Origin of the sequence: Nocardioides baculatus, from assembly GCF_016735675.1 — a bacterium.
GTDB lineage: Bacteria > Actinomycetota > Actinomycetes > Propionibacteriales > Nocardioidaceae > Nocardioides > Nocardioides baculatus.
In genome coordinates this window covers 184169-200459 of record NZ_JAERSG010000003.1, presented here as the reverse complement: position 1 = coordinate 200459, position 16291 = coordinate 184169, and the positions used below count along the sequence as shown (strand labels likewise).

14 protein-coding genes are annotated in these 16291 nt (G+C 71.6%); 9 read left to right on the top strand and 5 right to left on the bottom strand.

Going from position 1 to position 16291, the window contains the following annotated elements; translation table 11 throughout:
• The first annotated feature begins 9 nt into the window (after positions 1–9).
• Genes JI751_RS10660 through JI751_RS10635 form a run of 6 tightly spaced genes read left to right on the top strand, consistent with a single transcriptional unit; the run spans position 10 to position 6733 of the window.
• Positions 10–609: a GNAT family N-acetyltransferase gene (locus JI751_RS10660; protein ID WP_201936116.1), complete on the top strand. Its 600-nt coding sequence runs from the start codon at positions 10–12 to the stop codon at positions 607–609.
• A gap of 32 nt (positions 610–641) precedes the next feature.
• The gene (locus JI751_RS10655) at positions 642–1058 is read left to right on the top strand and encodes a hypothetical protein (protein WP_201936115.1); all 417 of its coding nucleotides are present in this window, start codon (positions 642–644) and stop codon (positions 1056–1058) included.
• Between the two features lie 25 nt (positions 1059–1083).
• Positions 1084–2355, top strand: a complete 1272-nt coding sequence (locus JI751_RS10650) for an NUDIX domain-containing protein (RefSeq protein WP_201936114.1) — start codon at positions 1084–1086, stop codon at positions 2353–2355.
• The gene (locus JI751_RS10645; protein ID WP_201936113.1) at positions 2352–3278 is read left to right on the top strand and encodes an SMP-30/gluconolactonase/LRE family protein; all 927 of its coding nucleotides are present in this window, start codon (positions 2352–2354) and stop codon (positions 3276–3278) included. Before JI751_RS10650 ends, JI751_RS10645 begins: the two co-directional genes overlap by 4 nt.
• A gap of 16 nt (positions 3279–3294) precedes the next feature.
• The gene (gene dxs / locus JI751_RS10640) at positions 3295–5190 is read left to right on the top strand and encodes a 1-deoxy-D-xylulose-5-phosphate synthase (protein WP_201936112.1); all 1896 of its coding nucleotides are present in this window, start codon (positions 3295–3297) and stop codon (positions 5188–5190) included.
• Between the two features lie 55 nt (positions 5191–5245).
• Complete coding sequence (locus tag JI751_RS10635; protein ID WP_201936110.1) at positions 5246–6733, top strand: amino acid permease; 1488 nt, start codon at positions 5246–5248, stop codon at positions 6731–6733.
• Between the two features lie 81 nt (positions 6734–6814).
• On the opposite strand, the gene JI751_RS10630 is transcribed toward JI751_RS10635, so the two are convergent.
• Both JI751_RS10630 and JI751_RS10625 read right to left on the bottom strand, forming a co-directional pair.
• The gene (locus JI751_RS10630) at positions 6815–8884 is read right to left on the bottom strand and encodes a 3-hydroxyacyl-CoA dehydrogenase NAD-binding domain-containing protein (protein ID WP_201936107.1); all 2070 of its coding nucleotides are present in this window, start codon (positions 8882–8884) and stop codon (positions 6815–6817) included.
• Positions 8881–10095, bottom strand: a complete 1215-nt coding sequence (locus JI751_RS10625; RefSeq protein ID WP_201936106.1) for a thiolase family protein — start codon at positions 10093–10095, stop codon at positions 8881–8883. The genes JI751_RS10630 and JI751_RS10625 overlap by 4 nt, the downstream gene beginning before the upstream one ends.
• A 116-nt stretch (positions 10096–10211) precedes the next feature.
• Here JI751_RS10625 and JI751_RS10620 point away from each other — a divergent pair, with 116 nt between their 5' ends.
• Together JI751_RS10620 and JI751_RS10615 are read left to right on the top strand one after the other, a co-directional pair.
• Positions 10212–11165 (top strand): PAC2 family protein, encoded by a 954-nt coding sequence (locus tag JI751_RS10620; protein ID WP_201936105.1) that lies wholly within the window; start codon positions 10212–10214, stop codon positions 11163–11165.
• Positions 11165–12031 (top strand): acyl-CoA thioesterase, encoded by an 867-nt coding sequence (locus JI751_RS10615; protein ID WP_201936104.1) that lies wholly within the window; start codon positions 11165–11167, stop codon positions 12029–12031. The genes JI751_RS10620 and JI751_RS10615 overlap by 1 nt, the downstream gene beginning before the upstream one ends.
• A gap of 12 nt (positions 12032–12043) precedes the next feature.
• On the opposite strand, the gene JI751_RS10610 is transcribed toward JI751_RS10615, so the two are convergent.
• Together JI751_RS10610 and JI751_RS10605 are read right to left on the bottom strand one after the other, a co-directional pair.
• Positions 12044–12919, bottom strand: coding sequence for a MaoC/PaaZ C-terminal domain-containing protein (locus JI751_RS10610; protein WP_201936103.1), 876 nt, complete (start codon positions 12917–12919; stop codon positions 12044–12046).
• Positions 12919–14253, bottom strand: a complete 1335-nt coding sequence (locus JI751_RS10605; RefSeq protein WP_201936102.1) for a 3-oxoacyl-ACP reductase — start codon at positions 14251–14253, stop codon at positions 12919–12921. The genes JI751_RS10610 and JI751_RS10605 overlap by 1 nt, the downstream gene beginning before the upstream one ends.
• A 129-nt stretch (positions 14254–14382) precedes the next feature.
• Here JI751_RS10605 and JI751_RS10600 point away from each other — a divergent pair, with 129 nt between their 5' ends.
• Positions 14383–15663 (top strand): acetyl-CoA C-acetyltransferase, encoded by a 1281-nt coding sequence (locus JI751_RS10600; protein WP_201936101.1) that lies wholly within the window; start codon positions 14383–14385, stop codon positions 15661–15663.
• An 8-nt stretch (positions 15664–15671) separates the two neighbouring features.
• Here the strand turns inward: JI751_RS10600 and JI751_RS10595 are convergent, their stop codons facing one another.
• The gene (locus JI751_RS10595) at positions 15672–16283 is read right to left on the bottom strand and encodes a class I SAM-dependent methyltransferase (RefSeq protein WP_201936099.1); all 612 of its coding nucleotides are present in this window, start codon (positions 16281–16283) and stop codon (positions 15672–15674) included.
• Between the last annotated feature and the right edge of the window lie 8 nt (positions 16284–16291).

Here is a 16291-nt window from a genome sequence, read left to right as displayed (position 1 = left end):
GTGTCGCGGATGAGCGAGCCGATCCCTGTCGGGATCCGCCCCGCAGGGCCGACCGACGCCGACGCCGTGCTGGCGGTGATCAGTGCCGCCTTCGGTGCCGGGGCGCCCGAGCGCGGTGTCCAGGTGGCGGACCTCTGGGCCGAGGTCCGGGCGGGCGACCTGCTCCTCGGCGAGCTCGTCGCCGTCGTGGAGGGCCAGGTCGTCGGTCACGTCGGTCTCAGCCACTGCTGGCTCGACGCCCGCCGCGCGCTCGTCGACCTGACGATGCTCTCGCCGCTGAGCACCCGGCCGGACCTGGAACGGCGGGGGATCGGCAGTGCACTGGTCGCGGCAGCGATCGAGGCGGCGCGGGCGGTCGGACGCCCGGCGTTGGTCCTCGAGGGCAGTCCGGCGTTCTACGGCGCCCGCGGCTTCGGGCCGGCGGCCGCGCACGGCATCGAGCCGCCCTCGATGCGGGTGCCGGCTCCGGCGCTCCAGGTCGTGCCGTTCGCGCTCGAGGACTGGATGACCGGTCGCATCGTCTACCCCGACGTCTGGTGGCGCCACGACTCCACGGGCCTGCGCGACCCGGACCTCGCCGAGGTCGAGGCGGCCCTCGGCATCGGCTGACGCATCGAACACACGTTCGATATGATCGATCGGTGTTCCCGACTCCGCAACCCCCACAGCGGCCGACGCCGCCGCAGGGCCACCGCGGGGTGGCTCCTCCGGGCTGGCCGCGCCAGGTGCGGCCGCCGGACGCGCCGGACTGGGAGGCGACGGCGGCCAGCTGGCTGCTCGACCTGTGCCCGCCCGACTACCGGCGGTTCCCGGGACTGCGGCGACACGTGGTCGTCCTGGCGCGGTTCGCCGTGCTCCACGTCGAGGCCCAGCAGCTCGCGACCCGGCGGGGCCTGAGCGAGATCCGCGGCGACCTCAGGGACGTCGCCGACGAGGCGGTGGTGACGGCGGCCGTGCAGACCTTCCAGCTCGAGGACGCCCGCCTGGTCGCCGTACGCCGCGAGGTGGGGCTGGTCGAGGAGGCGCTGCGGGGGCGGCGCTACCGCGTCCGGATGTGACGTGCCCTCTGGCTAGGGTCGAGCGATGCACAGGTTCTCGGCCGTCGCCGTCCTCGATCCTGCCGGTCGGCTCCTCATGCAGGAGCGCGGCGACGACGCGCTCCACGACCCCGGACGCTGGGGCTACCCCGGTGGCGACCTCGAGGACGGCGAGGACTTCCGGGCCGCGGCCGTGCGCGAGCTCCACGAGGAGACGGGCCTGGTCGTCGAGCCTGACCGGCTCCACTCCCTCGGCGTGCACAGGTTCCGGAGCGAGTCCTGCGGCGAGGACGACGAGCTCGAGCTCTTCGCCGTCCGGATGTCGGTGACCGACGACGACGTGGTCTGCGGAGAGGGCCGGCAGATGAGGTTCGTCGACCCGCAGGACCTGGGTGGTCGTCCGCTGCACCAAGCGACCGCGCTGACCCTCGACCGGGTGCTGGCGTGGGCGTCGACGGCGGTCCGCACCGACTTCGTCCAGGTGACGCTGGTCGACCCGCGCGGCCGCGTCCTGATGCAGGAGCGCGACGAGCACGCACCCGTCTGGCCGGAGATGTGGTGCTTCCCGGGAGGCGGCGTCGACGAGGGGGAGACCCCGGTGGACGGAGCCGTCCGCGAGCTCGCCGAGGAGACCGGGGTGCACCTCACCGCCGAGGACCTCTCTGACCTCGGTCGCTTCGAGCTGGTCACCGAGCGCGGCACCTTCCACTTCCACGCCTTCGTCGCCCGTACGACGGAGACCGAGGTGGAGTGCCACGAGGGCCGCCAGATGGTGTTCGTCGACTCCGACCCGCTGCCCGACGTCGACCTCGTGCCGTCGACGGCGCTCGTCGCGCCGGAGCTGCGGCGGTGGATCGCCGACCACCCGTTCGTCCCGGACCCGGACGGCCGCACCTTCGCCGGCGTCCTGCTGGTCGACCGCGCGGGCCGGATCCTGCTGCAAGAGCGCGACGAGCACGCGCCGATCGACCCCGAGAAGTGGGGCCTGAGCGGTGGGCACGTCGAGCCGGGGGAGGACTTCGAGCCGGCCGCCTACCGCGAGCTGGAGGAGGAGACCGGCGTACGCCTGGCGCCCGGCACGCTCGAGGTCTACCGCGAGTTCGTCGTCGACCACACCCGGGCGCACGGCAGCTGGGACCGGATGCAGGTGTTCGTGGCGGCCACCGACCTCACCGATGCGGACATCGACTGCCGGGAGGGTCGTCGGATCGTCTTCGTGGAGCCCGAGGTCGCCCGAGGGCTCGACCTGACCGCGGCGGCCGCCGACATCGTGCCCGCCTTCCTCGACGGCCCCGTCTACGCGAGCATGGCGCCATGACCGCCCCCAGCTCGTTGACCGTGCACCCCGTCCCGTCGATGGGAGCCGAGGACGTCCTCGTGGGCGCCGACGGCACCGTCTGGACCGGGACGGAGGACGGAGCGATCTGGGCGATCGACCCCCGCACGGGGAGCACGAAGCGGGTCGCCGACACCGGCGGCCGCCCGCTCGGGCTCGAGCTGCTTCCCGACGGTCGGCTGCTGGTGTGCGACGCGACGAGGGGCGTCCTGGCGGTTGACCCGGGGACGGGAGCTGTCGAGGTGCTGCTCGACCGGGTCGACGGCGAGCCCATGCGCTTCTGCAACAACGCCGCCGTGGCGGCCGACGGCACCATCTGGTTCAGCGACTCCTCTCGCCACTACGGCATCGCGCAGTGGAAGGACGACTTCGTCCAGGACACGCACACCGGTCGGCTCGTCCGGCGCGACCCCGCAGGCACGGTGACGGTGGTCCTCGACGGGCTCCGGTTCTCCAACGGCGTCGCGCTGGCCGCCGACGAGTCCTACGTCGCCGTGGCCGAGTGCCGCGGCCGCACCGTCGTACGCCTCTGGCTGACCGGTCCGCGGGCGGGGGAGCGCGACCACCTCGTCACGGACCTCCCCGGCTATCCCGACAACATCAGCCGCGGCAGCGACGGGCTCGTCTGGGTCACCCTCGCGAGCCCGGTGGACAGGTTGGTCGAGCGGCTCGGCTCTGCTCCGATGCTGCTGCGCCGGGCGGTCACGAGGATCCCCGAGGCGCTCCAGCCCGCACCGAAGCGCACCATCCGCGCCCAGGCGTACGACGACGACGGCAGGCTCGTGCACGACCTCGACATCCAGCACCCGGGGTTCCACATGGTCACCGGGGTCCGCGAGCACGAGGGCAGGGTCTGGTTGGGGAGCCTCCACGAGCCTGCGGTGGCGGTCCACGACCTGCCATGAAATAGACTCGGTCGACATGGCACTCCTCGACTCGATCTCGTCCCCGCGCGACCTCCGCGGGCTGTCCGAGGGGCAGCTGGACGAGCTGGCCGCCGAGGTCCGCGACGTGATGATCCGCACCGTCGCGACCAACTCCGGGCACCTCGGTCCCAACCTCGGCGTGGTCGAGCTGACGCTCGCGATCCACCGGGTCTTCGACTCCCCGCGCGACCGCGTGGTGTTCGACACCGGCCACCAGTCCTACGTGCACAAGCTCGTCACGGGGCGCCACGCCACGTTCGACACGCTCCGCAAGGAGGGCGGCGTCAGCGGCTATCCCAGCCAGGCCGAGTCGGAGCACGACATCGTCGAGAACTCCCACGCCAGCACCTCGCTGTCCTACGCCGACGGGCTGGCGAAGGCCTACGCCATCAAGGGCGACGACCGGCACGTCGTCGCCGTGATCGGCGACGGCGCGCTGACGGGCGGGATGGCCTGGGAGGCGCTCAACAACATCGCGATCGCCAGGTCGAGCCGGCTGGTGATCGTCGTCAACGACAACGAGCGCTCCTACACACCCACCATCGGCGGACTCGCGACCGCGCTGACCTCGCTGCGCACCAACCCGCGCTACGAGCAGGTGCTCGACCTGGTCAAGAAGCGCCTCAACCAGGTCCCCGGCGTCGGGCACGCCGCCTACGACGCGCTCCACGCGATGAAGAAGGGCATGAAGGACGCCCTCGCTCCGCAGGGTCTGTTCGAGGACCTCGGCCTCAAGTACGTCGGCCCGGTCGACGGGCACGACCGCGCGGCCATGGAGCAGGCGCTCGCCCAGGCCAAGCGGTTCGGCGGCCCGGTGATCGTGCACGCCATCACCCGCAAGGGCCAGGGCTACGACCCCGCGATGCGGCACGAGGCCGACCAGTTCCACGCGCCCGGACCGTTCGACGTGCAGACCGGCGCCGAGAAGCCCAAGGGCAAGATCTGGACCGACCACTTCTCCGAGGCGATCGTCGAGCTCGGCGAGCGCCGCGAGGACGTCGTGGGGATCACCGCGGCGATGATGCACCCCGTGGGGCTCGACGTCTTCGCCGAGAAGTTCCCCGAGCGCACCTTCGACGTCGGCATCGCCGAGCAGCACGCGGTCACCTCGGCCGCGGGCCTGGCGATGGGCGGGCTGCACCCGGTGTTCGCCGTCTACGCGACCTTCCTCAACCGGGCCTTCGACCAGGTGCTGATGGACGTCGCGCTCCACAAGTGCGGCGTCACCTTCGTGCTCGACCGCTCCGGGGTGACCGGCGACGACGGGGCGAGCCACAACGGCATGTGGGACATGTCGATCCTCCAGGTGGTGCCCGGACTGCGACTCGCCGCTCCGCGCGACGTCACCCGGCTGCGCGAGCTGCTCGACGAGGCCGTCCAGGTCGACGACGCGCCGACCGTGGTCCGGTTCCCCAAGGGACCGCCGCCCGAGGACGTACCCGCGATCGACCGGGTCGGAGGCGCCGACGTGCTCGTGCGCGAGGGCGAGCAGGACGTGCTGATCGTCGCCGTCGGCTCGATGGCGACCACTGCCGTGGAGGTGGCCTCGCGGCTGACCGACCAGGGCATCGGCGTCACCGTCGTCGACCCTCGCTGGGTCAAGCCGGTCGACCCGGCGGTGGTGGAGCTCGCCCGCGAGCACCGGCTGGTGGTCAGCGTCGAGGACAACGGCCGCGTGGGCGGGTGCGGCGCGGTGCTGCTGCAGACGCTCAACGACGCGGGCGTCCACACGCCGTTCCGCCTGCACGGGATCCCGCAGGAGTTCCTCGACCACGCCAAGCGCGACGCCATCCTCGCCCGGATCGGCCTCGACGCCCAGACTCTGGCGCGCCAGATCGTGGAGGACGTCACTGCGCTCGACGACGAGCCGCGCTCCGCGTCCGTCGGCTGACGACGCGCCGACACCTGACTCGCGGGTAGCCCGCGAGCGGGTCTACCTTGCCGGGATGAGCATCTGGCGCACCAAGTCCATCGAGCACTCGATGGCGGACACCGAGGACCCGGAGTTCAAGCTCAAGAAGAGCCTGACCGCCCTCGACCTGACGGTCTTCGGCATCGGCGTCATCATCGGCGCCGGCATCTTCACGCTCACCGGCCGGGTCGCCCAGGCCTACGCCGGTCCGGGCGTGGTGTTCTCCTTCATGATCGCCGCGCTCTGCTGCGGGCTCGCGGCGCTCTGCTACGCCGAGTTCGCCTCGACCGTGCCAGTGTCCGGGTCGGCGTACACGTTCTCCTACGCCACGATGGGCGAGATGATCGCGTGGATCATCGGCTGGGACCTGATCCTCGAGCTGCTCCTCGGCGCCTCCGTGGTCGCCCAGGGCTGGGCGTCGTACTTCGAGACGTTCCTCGGCGAGATCGGCGTCGGCTGGCCCGAGGACCTCGGCTACGGCGACACCTTCAACCTCGCGGCGTTCCTGCTGGTGGTCGTGCTGACGGCGCTCGTGGCGTTCGGCATCAAGGAGTCGCTGCGGGTCAACCTCGCCCTCGTCGCGCTCAAGCTCTTCATCGTGCTGTTCGTGATCTTCGCGGGCATCCAGTTCATCGACACCGACAACTACACGCCCTTCGTCCCGCCCAGCGCGCCGGGGGAGACGTCGGCCGGGTGGCTGCACACGCCGCTCATCCAGACGGTCTTCGGCGCACCCGGGGTGTACGGCACCGCGGGCATCCTGTTCGCCGCGTCGCTCGTCTTCTTCGCCTACATCGGCTTCGACGTCGTCGCGACGACCGCGGAGGAGGCGCGCAACCCGCAGAAGGACCTGCCCCGCGGCATCATCGGCTCGCTCGTGGTCTGCACGGTCCTCTACATGGCCGTCGCGCTGGTGATCACCGGGATGGTGAAGTACGACGAGATCAACCCCGACGCCGCGCTCGCCAACGCGTTCATCGCGCAGGGCAAGGACGGCTACGCGACGTTGATCTCCGCCGGCGCCGTGGCGGGCCTGACCACGGTCGTGATGACGCTGATCATCGGTGCCGTCCGCGTGTTCTTCGCGATGAGCCGCGACGGGCTGATGCCGGTCGCCTTCGCGAAGGTGAACCCGCGGACCGGTACGCCGGTCCGGATCACCGTCGCCATCGGCGTCCTGGTCGCCCTGGTCGCGTCGCTGACGCCGATCGGCAAGCTCGAGGAGATGGTCAACATCGGCACCCTGTCGGCGTTCGCGCTGGTGTCGATCGCGGTGCCGATCCTGCGGAAGAACCGCCCCGACCTGGAGCGGTCGTTCCGCGTGCCGTTCTCGCCGTTCCTGCCGTGGCTGTCGGCCGCCATCTGCGTCTTCCTGATGCTCAACCTCACCGCCGAGACCTGGCTGCGGTTCCTCGTCTGGATGGCACTGGGCTTCGCGATCTACTTCGGCTACGGCTACAAGCACAGCCGCGTCGGTCTCGGCCACGGCGTCCCCGCGCAGGACTACTCCGTCCGAGACTGACGTACGCCCCGGGGGCGGTGGCCCACCCACGTCTCCGTCGTACGAGATGTGGCTGGACCACCGCCCCAGGGGACGCTGCGATCAGTGGAAGCGCTTGCCCGTGGCCTGCTCGGAGATCCCGGCGACGTCGAGCATGAAGGTCAGCCCGCCGTTCCAGAAGGAGAAGCCGGCGCCGGTGATCATCGCCAGGTCGATGTCCTGCGGGGCGGCGACGACGCCCTCGTCGAGCATCAGGCGGGCCTCCTCGGCGAGGCCGGCCAGCGTCTTGGCGCGGACCTCCTCGGCGGTGAGCACGACCGGGTCGGACGGCTTCTCGAGCAGCGCCTCGACCTCGGGGTCGAGGGCGCCGTCCGGGCCGTAGTAGGCGGCCTTCTTCGCCGCCACGATCCGCTCGAGGGCGGGGGAGACGTAGAAGCGGTCGGGGAACGCACCCTTCAGCGTCTCGTTGTTGTGCAGCGCGATCGCGGGTCCGACGAGCGAGAGCAGGACGAACGGCGGCATCGGCGCGATGCCGGCGAACGCGTTGTCGGCGACCTGCACCGGCGTGCCCTCGTCGACGATCCGGCCGACCTCGCTCATGAAGCGGCCGAGCAGCCGGTTCACGATGAAGGACGGGCTGTCCTTGACCAGGATCGAGGTCTTCTTCAGCGTCTTGCCGGTGGCGAAGGCCGTCGCGAGCGTCGCGTCGTCGGTGGCGTCGCCGCGGACGATCTCCAGCAGCGGCATCACCGCCACGGGGTTGAAGAAGTGGAAGCCGACGACCCGCTCGGGGTGCTCGAGGTCGGCCGCCATCTCCGTGATCGACAGCGACGAGGTGTTGGTCGCCAGCACGCACTCGGCCGACACGACCTTCTCGACGTCGGCGAACACGGTCTTCTTGACCGACATCTCCTCGAAGACGGCTTCGATGACGAAGTCGGCGTCGCCGAAGGCGACCTGCTTGTCGGTCGCACCGGACACCAGGGCCTTGTGGCGGTTGGCCTTGTCCTGGTTGATCCGGCCCTTGGCGAGGAGCTTGTCGATCTCGGCGTGCACGTAGGCGACGCCCTTGTCGGCACGCTCCTGGTCGAGGTCGGTGAGCACGACCGGGACCTCGAGGCGGCGTACGAACAGCAGCGCGAGCTGGCTCGCCATCAGGCCCGCACCCACGATGCCCACTTTGGTCACCGGCCGCGCGAGCGACGTGTCGGGGGCGCCCGCGGGCCGCTTGGCCCGCTTCTGCACCAGGTCGAAGGAGTACAGCGACGCGAGCAGCTCGGCCGTCTGCGACAGCGCGTGCAGTGCCAAGTCCTCGGCCGCGAAGCCGGTGTCGCGGTCGCTGTCACGGGCGGCCGCGATGAGCTCGACGGCCTTCCTGGCGGCGGGGGACCCACCGCCGGTCTTGGCGGCGACGATGCCCTCGGCGCGCGCGATCGCGGCGTCCCAGGCGTCGCGGTCCACCTCGGCGCGCTCGACGACCACGTCGCCCCGCACCACGGAAGCCGCCCACAGCAGCGACTGCTCGAGGTAGTCGGCGCCGCCGAACACGGCGTCGGCCAGCCCGAAGTCGTACGCCGCCCGGCCGCCGAGCGTCCTGCCCTGGTTGAGCGGGTTCTCGAGGATCAGCGTCACCGCCTTGTCGGCGCCGACCAGGTTCGGCACGAGCCACGCGCCGCCCCAGCCGGGGACCAGGCCGAGCATGACCTCGGGCAGGCCCAGCGCGGGAGCCGAGTCCATGACCGTGCGGTAGGTGGAGTGCAGCGCCACCTCGAGGCCCCCGCCGAGGGCGAGGCCGTTGATGAAGCCGAACGACGGCTTGCCGCCCTCGCGGAGCTTGCGAAAGACCGCGTGCCCGAGCTCGGCCACGATGCGTACGGCGTCAGGGCCGCCGCCCTGGATCGAGGTGAGGTCGGCGCCGGCGGCCAGGATGAACGGCTTGCCGGTGACCGCGATCGCGTCGATCGAGTCGTCGGCCAGCGCCGCGTCGATCGCCGTGTTGAGCGACAGCAGGCCGGCGGGCCCGAAGGTGTTGGGCTTGGTGTGGTCCTCGCCGTTGTCGAGGGTGATCAGCCCGATCGTCACGCCCGGCAGGGCGACGGTGCGCAGGTGGGCCTGCGTCACACGCTCGGCGTCGGAGACGATCGCCTGCGCGCGCTCGAAGATGTCGTTCACTCGTTCTCTCCAGTCCAGTGCGGGTTCTCCCAGATGACCGTGCCGCCCATGCCGATGCCGATGCACATGGTGGTGAGTCCGTAGCGCACCTCGGGGCGCTCCTCGAACTGCCGCGCCAGCTGGTTCATCAGGCGTACGCCGGACGAGGCCAGCGGGTGGCCCATCGCGATCGCACCGCCGTAGGGGTTCACGCGTGCGTCGTCGTCGGCGATGCCGTAGTGCTCGAGGAAGGCCAGCACCTGCACGGCGAAGGCCTCGTTGACCTCGAATGCCTCGATGTCGTCGATCGTCAGGCCGGCCAGGCGCAGCGCCTTCTCGGTCGCGGGGATCGGACCGGCGCCCATCACCTCGGGCTCGACGCCCACGAAGGCGTAGGTCACCAGGCGCATCTTGACCGGGAGGCCGAGCTCGCGCGCGGTCTCCTCGTCGGCGAGCAGCGCGGCGGTGGCACCGTCGTTGATGCCGGCGGCGTTGCCCGCGGTCACGTTGCCGTGCGAGCGGAACGGCGTCTTGAGGCCGGCCAGCGACTCCATCGTCGTCTCGGGGCGCATCGGCTCGTCCAGCGTGGCCAGGCCCCAGCCCGCCTCGGCGGAGCGGGTCGCGACCGGGACGAGGTCGGGCTGGATCTTGCCGGCGTCGTAGGCCGCCTTGGTCTTCTGCTGGCTCCGGACGGCGTACGCGTCCACGCGCTGCTTGGTGATCGTGGGGTAGCGGTCGTGCAGGTTCTCCGCGGTCTTGCCCATCACGAGGGCGTCGGGGTTGACGATCCGCTCGGACAGGATCCGCGGGTTGGGGTCGACGCCCTCGCCCATCGGGTGGCGGCCCATGTGCTCGACACCGCCGGCGATCGCGACGTCGTACGCCCCGAAGGCGATGCCGGACGCCACGTTGGTCACTGCGGTCATCGCGCCCGCGCACATGCGGTCGATCGAGTAGCCCGGAACGCTCTGGGGGAGGCCGGACAGCAGCGCGGCCGTCCGGCCGAGGGTCAGGCCCTGGTCGCCGATCTGCGTCGTGGCGGCGAGGGCGACCTCGTCCACGCGCTCGGGCGGCAGCGACGGGTTGCGCCGCATCAGGTCGGTGATGCACTTGATGACGAGGTCATCGGCACGCGTCTCGGCGTACTGGCCCTTGGCCTTGCCGAACGGGGTGCGCACGCCGTCGACGAAGACGACCTCACGCTGGGCCCTGCTGGATGGGTGGGAAGACACGGGTGCTCCTGCATCTCGGGGACTCGGGAGCGTCACGTTACCCCTCGGTAACAACGCCTGCCCAGCATGGCGGGTGTGTGTCGGGTCACTGGCGTGCAGTCACTAGGGTTGACCCCATGGCAGACAGACTCGTGCACATCGTCGACGACGCCGAGGTGCTCGCCGACGCGGGCGACCTGACGCTGGTCTGCGTGCTCACCGGATTCCTCGACGCGGGCAAGTCCGCCGAGCTCGCCGCGGGTCACCTCGCCGACCTCTCCGACGGCGGCAAGGTCGTGGCGACCTTCGACGTCGACTCGCTCCACGACTACCGCGCACGACGCCCACCGATGACCTTCGTGCGCGACCACTACACCGACTACGAGGCGCCCCGGCTGCTGGTCCGCGCGCTGCGCGACGCCGGCGGTACGCCGTACCTCCTGCTCGCCGGCCCCGAGCCCGACATCCGCTGGGAGGCCTTCGCCCGGGCCGTGCGCGAGGTCGTCGAGCACTTCGGCGTCTCGCGGGTCGTCGGGCTCGGCGCCGTGCCCATGGCGGTGCCGCACACGCGTCCGATCGCGATCACCCCGCACGCCAACCGTCCCGACCTCGTCCCCGGCGAGAGCCCGTGGCAGGGCGAGCTGCGGGTCCCGGCGAGCGCCCAGGCGCTCCTGGAGATCCGGCTGGGGGAGTGGGGCCACGATGCGCTCGGCTTCGTCGCGCACATCCCGCACTACCTCGCGCAGATGGAGTACCCGCAGGCAGCGCTCGTGCTGCTCGAGCACCTCGAGATCGGCGCCCGGCTCACGATCGACCTCGCCGACCTTCGGGAGTCCGCCGAGATCACCGAGGCCGAGGTGGACCGCTACCTCTCGCAGAACACCGAGGTGGGCGACGTCGTCCGCGGCCTCGAGCAGCAGTACGACTCCTTCCGCGAGGCCGAGGCCGCCGGCACGTCGCTGCTCGCCGGCGACGAGCCGCTGCCCACGGGCGAGGAGATCGGCAGCGCCTTCGAGGCGTTCCTCGCCGACCTCGAGGACCAGGGCGACCCCAAGGACCCGGGCGACGACCCGGGCTGGGACGGCCGCTGATGGCCGGCAGCGCCGAGGAGCTGCTCACGCTCCTCGACCTCGAGCAGCTCGAGGTCGACCTCTTCCGCGGCACGCAGGCGCGCACCGAGCGCCAGCGGGTCTTCGGCGGCCAGGTCGCCGCCCAGGCCGTGGTGGCCGCGACCCGCAGCGTGGAGCAGCAGTTCGTCCTGCACTCGCTGCACTCCTACTTCCTGCGGCCGGGTGACACGACCGTGCCGATCGTCTACGACGTCGAGCGGATCCGTGACGGGCGGTCCTTCGCGACCCGTCGCGTCGCGGCTCGCCAGCACGGCCGGCCGATCTACTACCTGACGGCCAACTTCCAGATCCCCGAGCCGGGCCTCGAGCACCAGGACCGGATGCCCGAGGTCGTCCCGCCCGAGCAGGGCCTGCCGCTCGTCGAGCTGGCGCGTGAGCGCGGCCCCGAGGCGGCCGAGCACTGGGAGCGCGAGTGGGCGGCGATGGACATCCGCCACGTCGGGGTGACCGGCCGCGGCATCGCCGAGGACCCCGAGCACGCCGCCCGGGCCCGGCTCTGGATCAAGGTCGACGGTGCGATCCCCGACGACCCGACGCTCCAGACCGCGGCGTTCACCTACGCCAGCGACCTCACGCTCCTCGGCGCCGCACTCGTGCCGCACGGCATCCACATCGCCTCACCTCGGCTCCAGCCGGCCTCGCTCGACCACACGATCTGGTTCCACCGGCCGTTCCGGGCGGACGACTGGTGGCTCTACGACCAGTTCTCGCCGTTCGCCGGCGGTGGTCGCGGTCTCGCGCTCGCGCGGGTGTTCTCCCGGACCGGCGAGCTGGTCGCGACCGTCGCCCAGGAGGGCCTGATCCGGGTCCGCGACCCCCAGCCCTGAAGCAGCACGGGGTCAGCGTGTACGGCCCATCAGGTGGGGCGATCCGTCCTTCGGGCTGGTGAGCGCGAAGGTCCAGCCGTCGTCGTCCTGCCGGGCGGCGAAGGCCACCGTGCCGGGGAGGAAGACCGGCTTCTTGAAGGCCACCTCGACCGTGACGGCCGACGGCAGCCGGTTCTCGATCGCGGCGACCGATCGCGCCTTGGTCCACATGCCGTGCGCGATCTGGCGCGGGAACCCCAGCGCCTTGGCGGTCAGCGGATAGAGGTGGATCGGGTTCGCGTCGCCGGACACCGCGGCGTACGTCCGGCCGAGGTCGGCGGGCAGCCGCCACTCGACCCCACCCGTCGGGGCGTCCGGGATCGACAGGCCGGGGGCGACCTCTCCGTCGACGGTGCGGCCGCGGCGGAGGTAGGTCGAGGTCGACTCCCATGCCGTCCCGTCCTCGCCAGCGACGGTGGTCACGAAGTCGAGCAGGACGCCCTTGGCGTGCGGTCGCGGGGCGCCGACGGACGTGGTGACGTCGAGCGACTCCCCGATCGCGATGGCGCGGTGGGCGGTGATCGCGTTCTCCACGTGCACCATGCCGATGGCGGGGTAGGGGAACGCCGGGTCGCTCATGATCGCCATGTGGAGCGGGAACGCCAGCATGTGCGGGTAGGTGAGGGGTACGACGTCCTTGCGGGGGAAGCCGCACACGGCGGCGTACGCGTCGACGCGGGCGCGCTCGGCGACGACGCCCCGTCGGGCGTAGGACAGGCCGGTGAACGCGCTCGCCGGTCCCTTGCGGACCCCGGGCAGTTGGTTGACGCCCGGCACGACCGGGAGGGCGGCGCGCAGCAGGGTGGTGAACCCGCCCGGCTCGCCGGAGAGCGTCTTCGGCTCGGGCATCAGGCGCCCAGCATCATCTGGCCGCAGACGCGGACCACGTTGCCGTTGACGGCGCCGGAGCCGGTGCTGGCGAACCAGGCGATGGTCTCGGCGACGTCGACGGGCAGCCCGCCCTGGGACATCGCGTTGAGGCGCTGCCCGACCTCGCGGGTCGCGAACGGCACGGCCGCCGTCATCTGCGTGATGATGAAGCCGGGCGCGACGGCGTTGACCGTGATGCCGTTGTCGAGCTCGTCGCGCAGGCTCTCGACGAAGCCGATGACGCCGGCCTTGGAGGTCGCGTAGTTGGTCTGGCCGACGTTGCCCGCGATGCCGGCGATCGAGGCGACGCCGACGATGCGGCCGCCGGCGTTGATGACGCCGGAGTCCAGCAGCTCGCGGGTGATCAGCTCGGGTGCGGTGAGGTTGACCGCGATCACGCTGCTCCAGCGGTCCTCGGCCATGTTGGCGAGCTTCTTGTCGCGGGTGATGCCGGCGTTGTGGACCACCACGTCGACGCCGCCGTGGTGCTCGCGCAGGTGGTGCGCGATCCGCTGCGGCGCGTCCTTGGCCGTGATGTCGAGGACGAGGTGGTCGCCGTCGAGCTCGGTCATCAGGGTCTGGAGCTCGCTGGCGGCCTGGGGGACGTCGACGCCGACGACCGTGGCGCCGTCGCGGTGCAGCACCCGGGCGATCTCCTCGCCGATGCCCCGGCTGGCGCCGGTCACGAGGGCGACCTTCCCCGCCAGCGGCCGGGTCCAGTCATCGACCTGGTCGGTGGCCGTCGGGCCGTGCGCGCCGATGCGGACGACCTGGCCCGAGACGTAGGCCGACTTGGGGGACAGCAGGAAGGCGAGCGTCGAGCTGGTCGCACCGTCGGCGGCAGGGGCGACGTACACCAGCTGGACGGCACCGCCGCGGCCGATCTCCTTGCCGAGCGAGCGGGTGAAGCCCTCGAGGGCGCGCTGCGCGATCCGCTCCGAGCCGGTCAGGGTCTCCGGCGGCGTGCCGAGCACGACGACGCGCGGGCAGGTCTCGAGCCGGCGCATGAGCGGGGTGAAGAACTCCTGGAGCGCGACCAGGCCGGCGGTGTCGGTGATGCCGGTGGCGTCGAAGACGAGGGCCTTGGCGCGGGCGCCCTCCTCGAGCTCTCCGGTCGAGGCGATGCCGAGGCCGTCGAGCGTGGTCGGGAGGACCTCGGCCAGTCGGCCGTCGCCGCCGAGCACGACCACGCCGTCGACCAGCGGGGCGCCGTCGCTCCAGCGCTCGAGCTCCGTCGGGTTGGGCAGGCCGAGGTTCTTGACGAACAGCTGGCCGATCGGGGTGGACACGAAGCCCTGGTAGCGGTCGCTCATGGATGACTTTCCTCTGCGGGTGCGGGATCGTTCGACATCATGTAACTGGCTGTGACACTCGGAGTCCACATTTCGTGACGTGCCCCTCACACCGTTGGCGAGCGGCACCTGTCAGGCAAGGATAGGAACATGCAGAAGACCACTCGCCCCGTCGCCGTCGTCGGCGGCAACCGCATCCCGTTCGCCCGCTCCAACACGGTCTACGCCGGAGTGTCCAACCAGGAGATGCTCACCGCCGCGATCGACGGGCTGGTGGACCGCTTCGACCTGCAGGGCGAGGCCCTCGGCGAGGTCGTCGCCGGTGCCGTCCTCAAGCACTCGCGCGACTTCAACCTGACCCGCGAGTCGGTGCTGGGATCCAAGCTCGCGCCCGAGACCCCGGCCACCGACATCCAGCAGGCCTGCGGCACCGGCCTCCAGGCGGCCATCCAGGTCGCCAACAAGATCGCCCTCGGCGTGATCGACGCGGGCGTCGCCGGCGGCACGGACACCACGTCGGACGCGCCGGTGGCGATCAGCGACAAGCTCCGCAAGAAGCTGATGAGGGTCAACTCCGCCAAGGACACCGCCAGCCGGCTCAAGGCGCTCGGCGCGATCCGGCCCGGCGACATCGGCCTCGACATCCCCCAGAACGGCGAGCCGCGCACGCGCCTGTCGATGGGGGAGCACGCGGCCCTGACCGCGGTCGAGTGGCGGATCAGCCGCGAGGCCCAGGACGAGCTCGCGGCCCGGTCGCACCACAACCTCGCGCGTTCCTACGAGGAGGGGTTCCAGGACGACCTCATCACGCCCTTCCGTGGCGTCGAGCGCGACAACAACATGCGCCCCGACTCCTCGGTCGAGAAGCTCGCGACCCTCAAGCCGGTCTTCGGCAAGGGTGCGGCGGCCACGATGACCGCCGGCAACAGCACGCCGCTGTCCGACGGCGCCTCCGCCGTGCTGCTCTCGAGCGACGAGTGGGCCGCAGAGCGCGGCCTGCCGGTGCTCGCCCACCTCGTCGACGCCGAGACCGCCGCGGTCGACTACGTCAACGGCCACGAGGGCCTGCTGATGGCACCGGCGTACGCCGTGCCGCGGATGCTGGAGCGCAACGGCCTGACGCTCCAGGACTTCGACTACTACGAGATCCACGAGGCCTTCGCCTCCCAGGTGCTCTCGACGCTCGCCGCGTGGGAGGACCCGGTGTTCTGCCAGGAGCGCCTCGGCCTCGAGGGACCGCTCGGCGCGATCGACCGTGACAAGCTCAACGTCAACGGCTCCTCGCTCGCCGCGGCGCACCCGTTCGCGGCGACCGGCGGCCGGATCGTCCCGGTGGCCGCGAAGCTGCTCGCCGCCAAGGGCTCCGGTCGGGCGCTGATCTCGATCTGCGCCGCCGGTGGCCAGGGCGTCGTGGCGATCCTGGAGCGCTGACCGCCCGGTCAGGGGCGGGTGAGGCGGAACCACTCGCCGCGGTTGCCGCCGGACGACCGTGCCGGCGTGGTCGAGGCCGGTGCGTCGACGCCGGTGAGCGGGGCGACCTCCCAGCCACGGTAGGCGCGCTCGATGTCGCGCCGGATGGCGTCCTTGGGTCTCACCGGCCACGCCCGCGCGCCGCCGGTGCGGATGAGGATGGTGGCGTCGGGCTCGGCGAGCTTGGTGACACCACCGGCCATCAGCGTGCGGCCCACGTCGTCGAGGCTCTGGAAGCACCCCATGTCGAGGAACAGGTCGAAGTTCGTGCCGACACCCGAGTGCACGAGGTGACGGACGTCGCCGATGACGAACCGGGCGTCGTCGAGCCCGTTGCGGCGGACCGCGATGTCGACGGCCTGGCGGACGTTGTCGACACCCATCGCGTCCCACCCGCGGTCGAGCAGCAGCTTGGTGTTGTCCCCGCGGCCGCAGCCGAGGTCGATCGCGCGACGTACGCGACCGGACCGGGCCTGCTCCTCGCGCTCGAGGAGGTGCAGGAGCGTGGGCTGGTCCTCGCGACCCGCCTTCTCCCACGGGGTGATCCCTGCGCGATATGCGGTGGCGTATCCGATGCCCATGTTCAGTT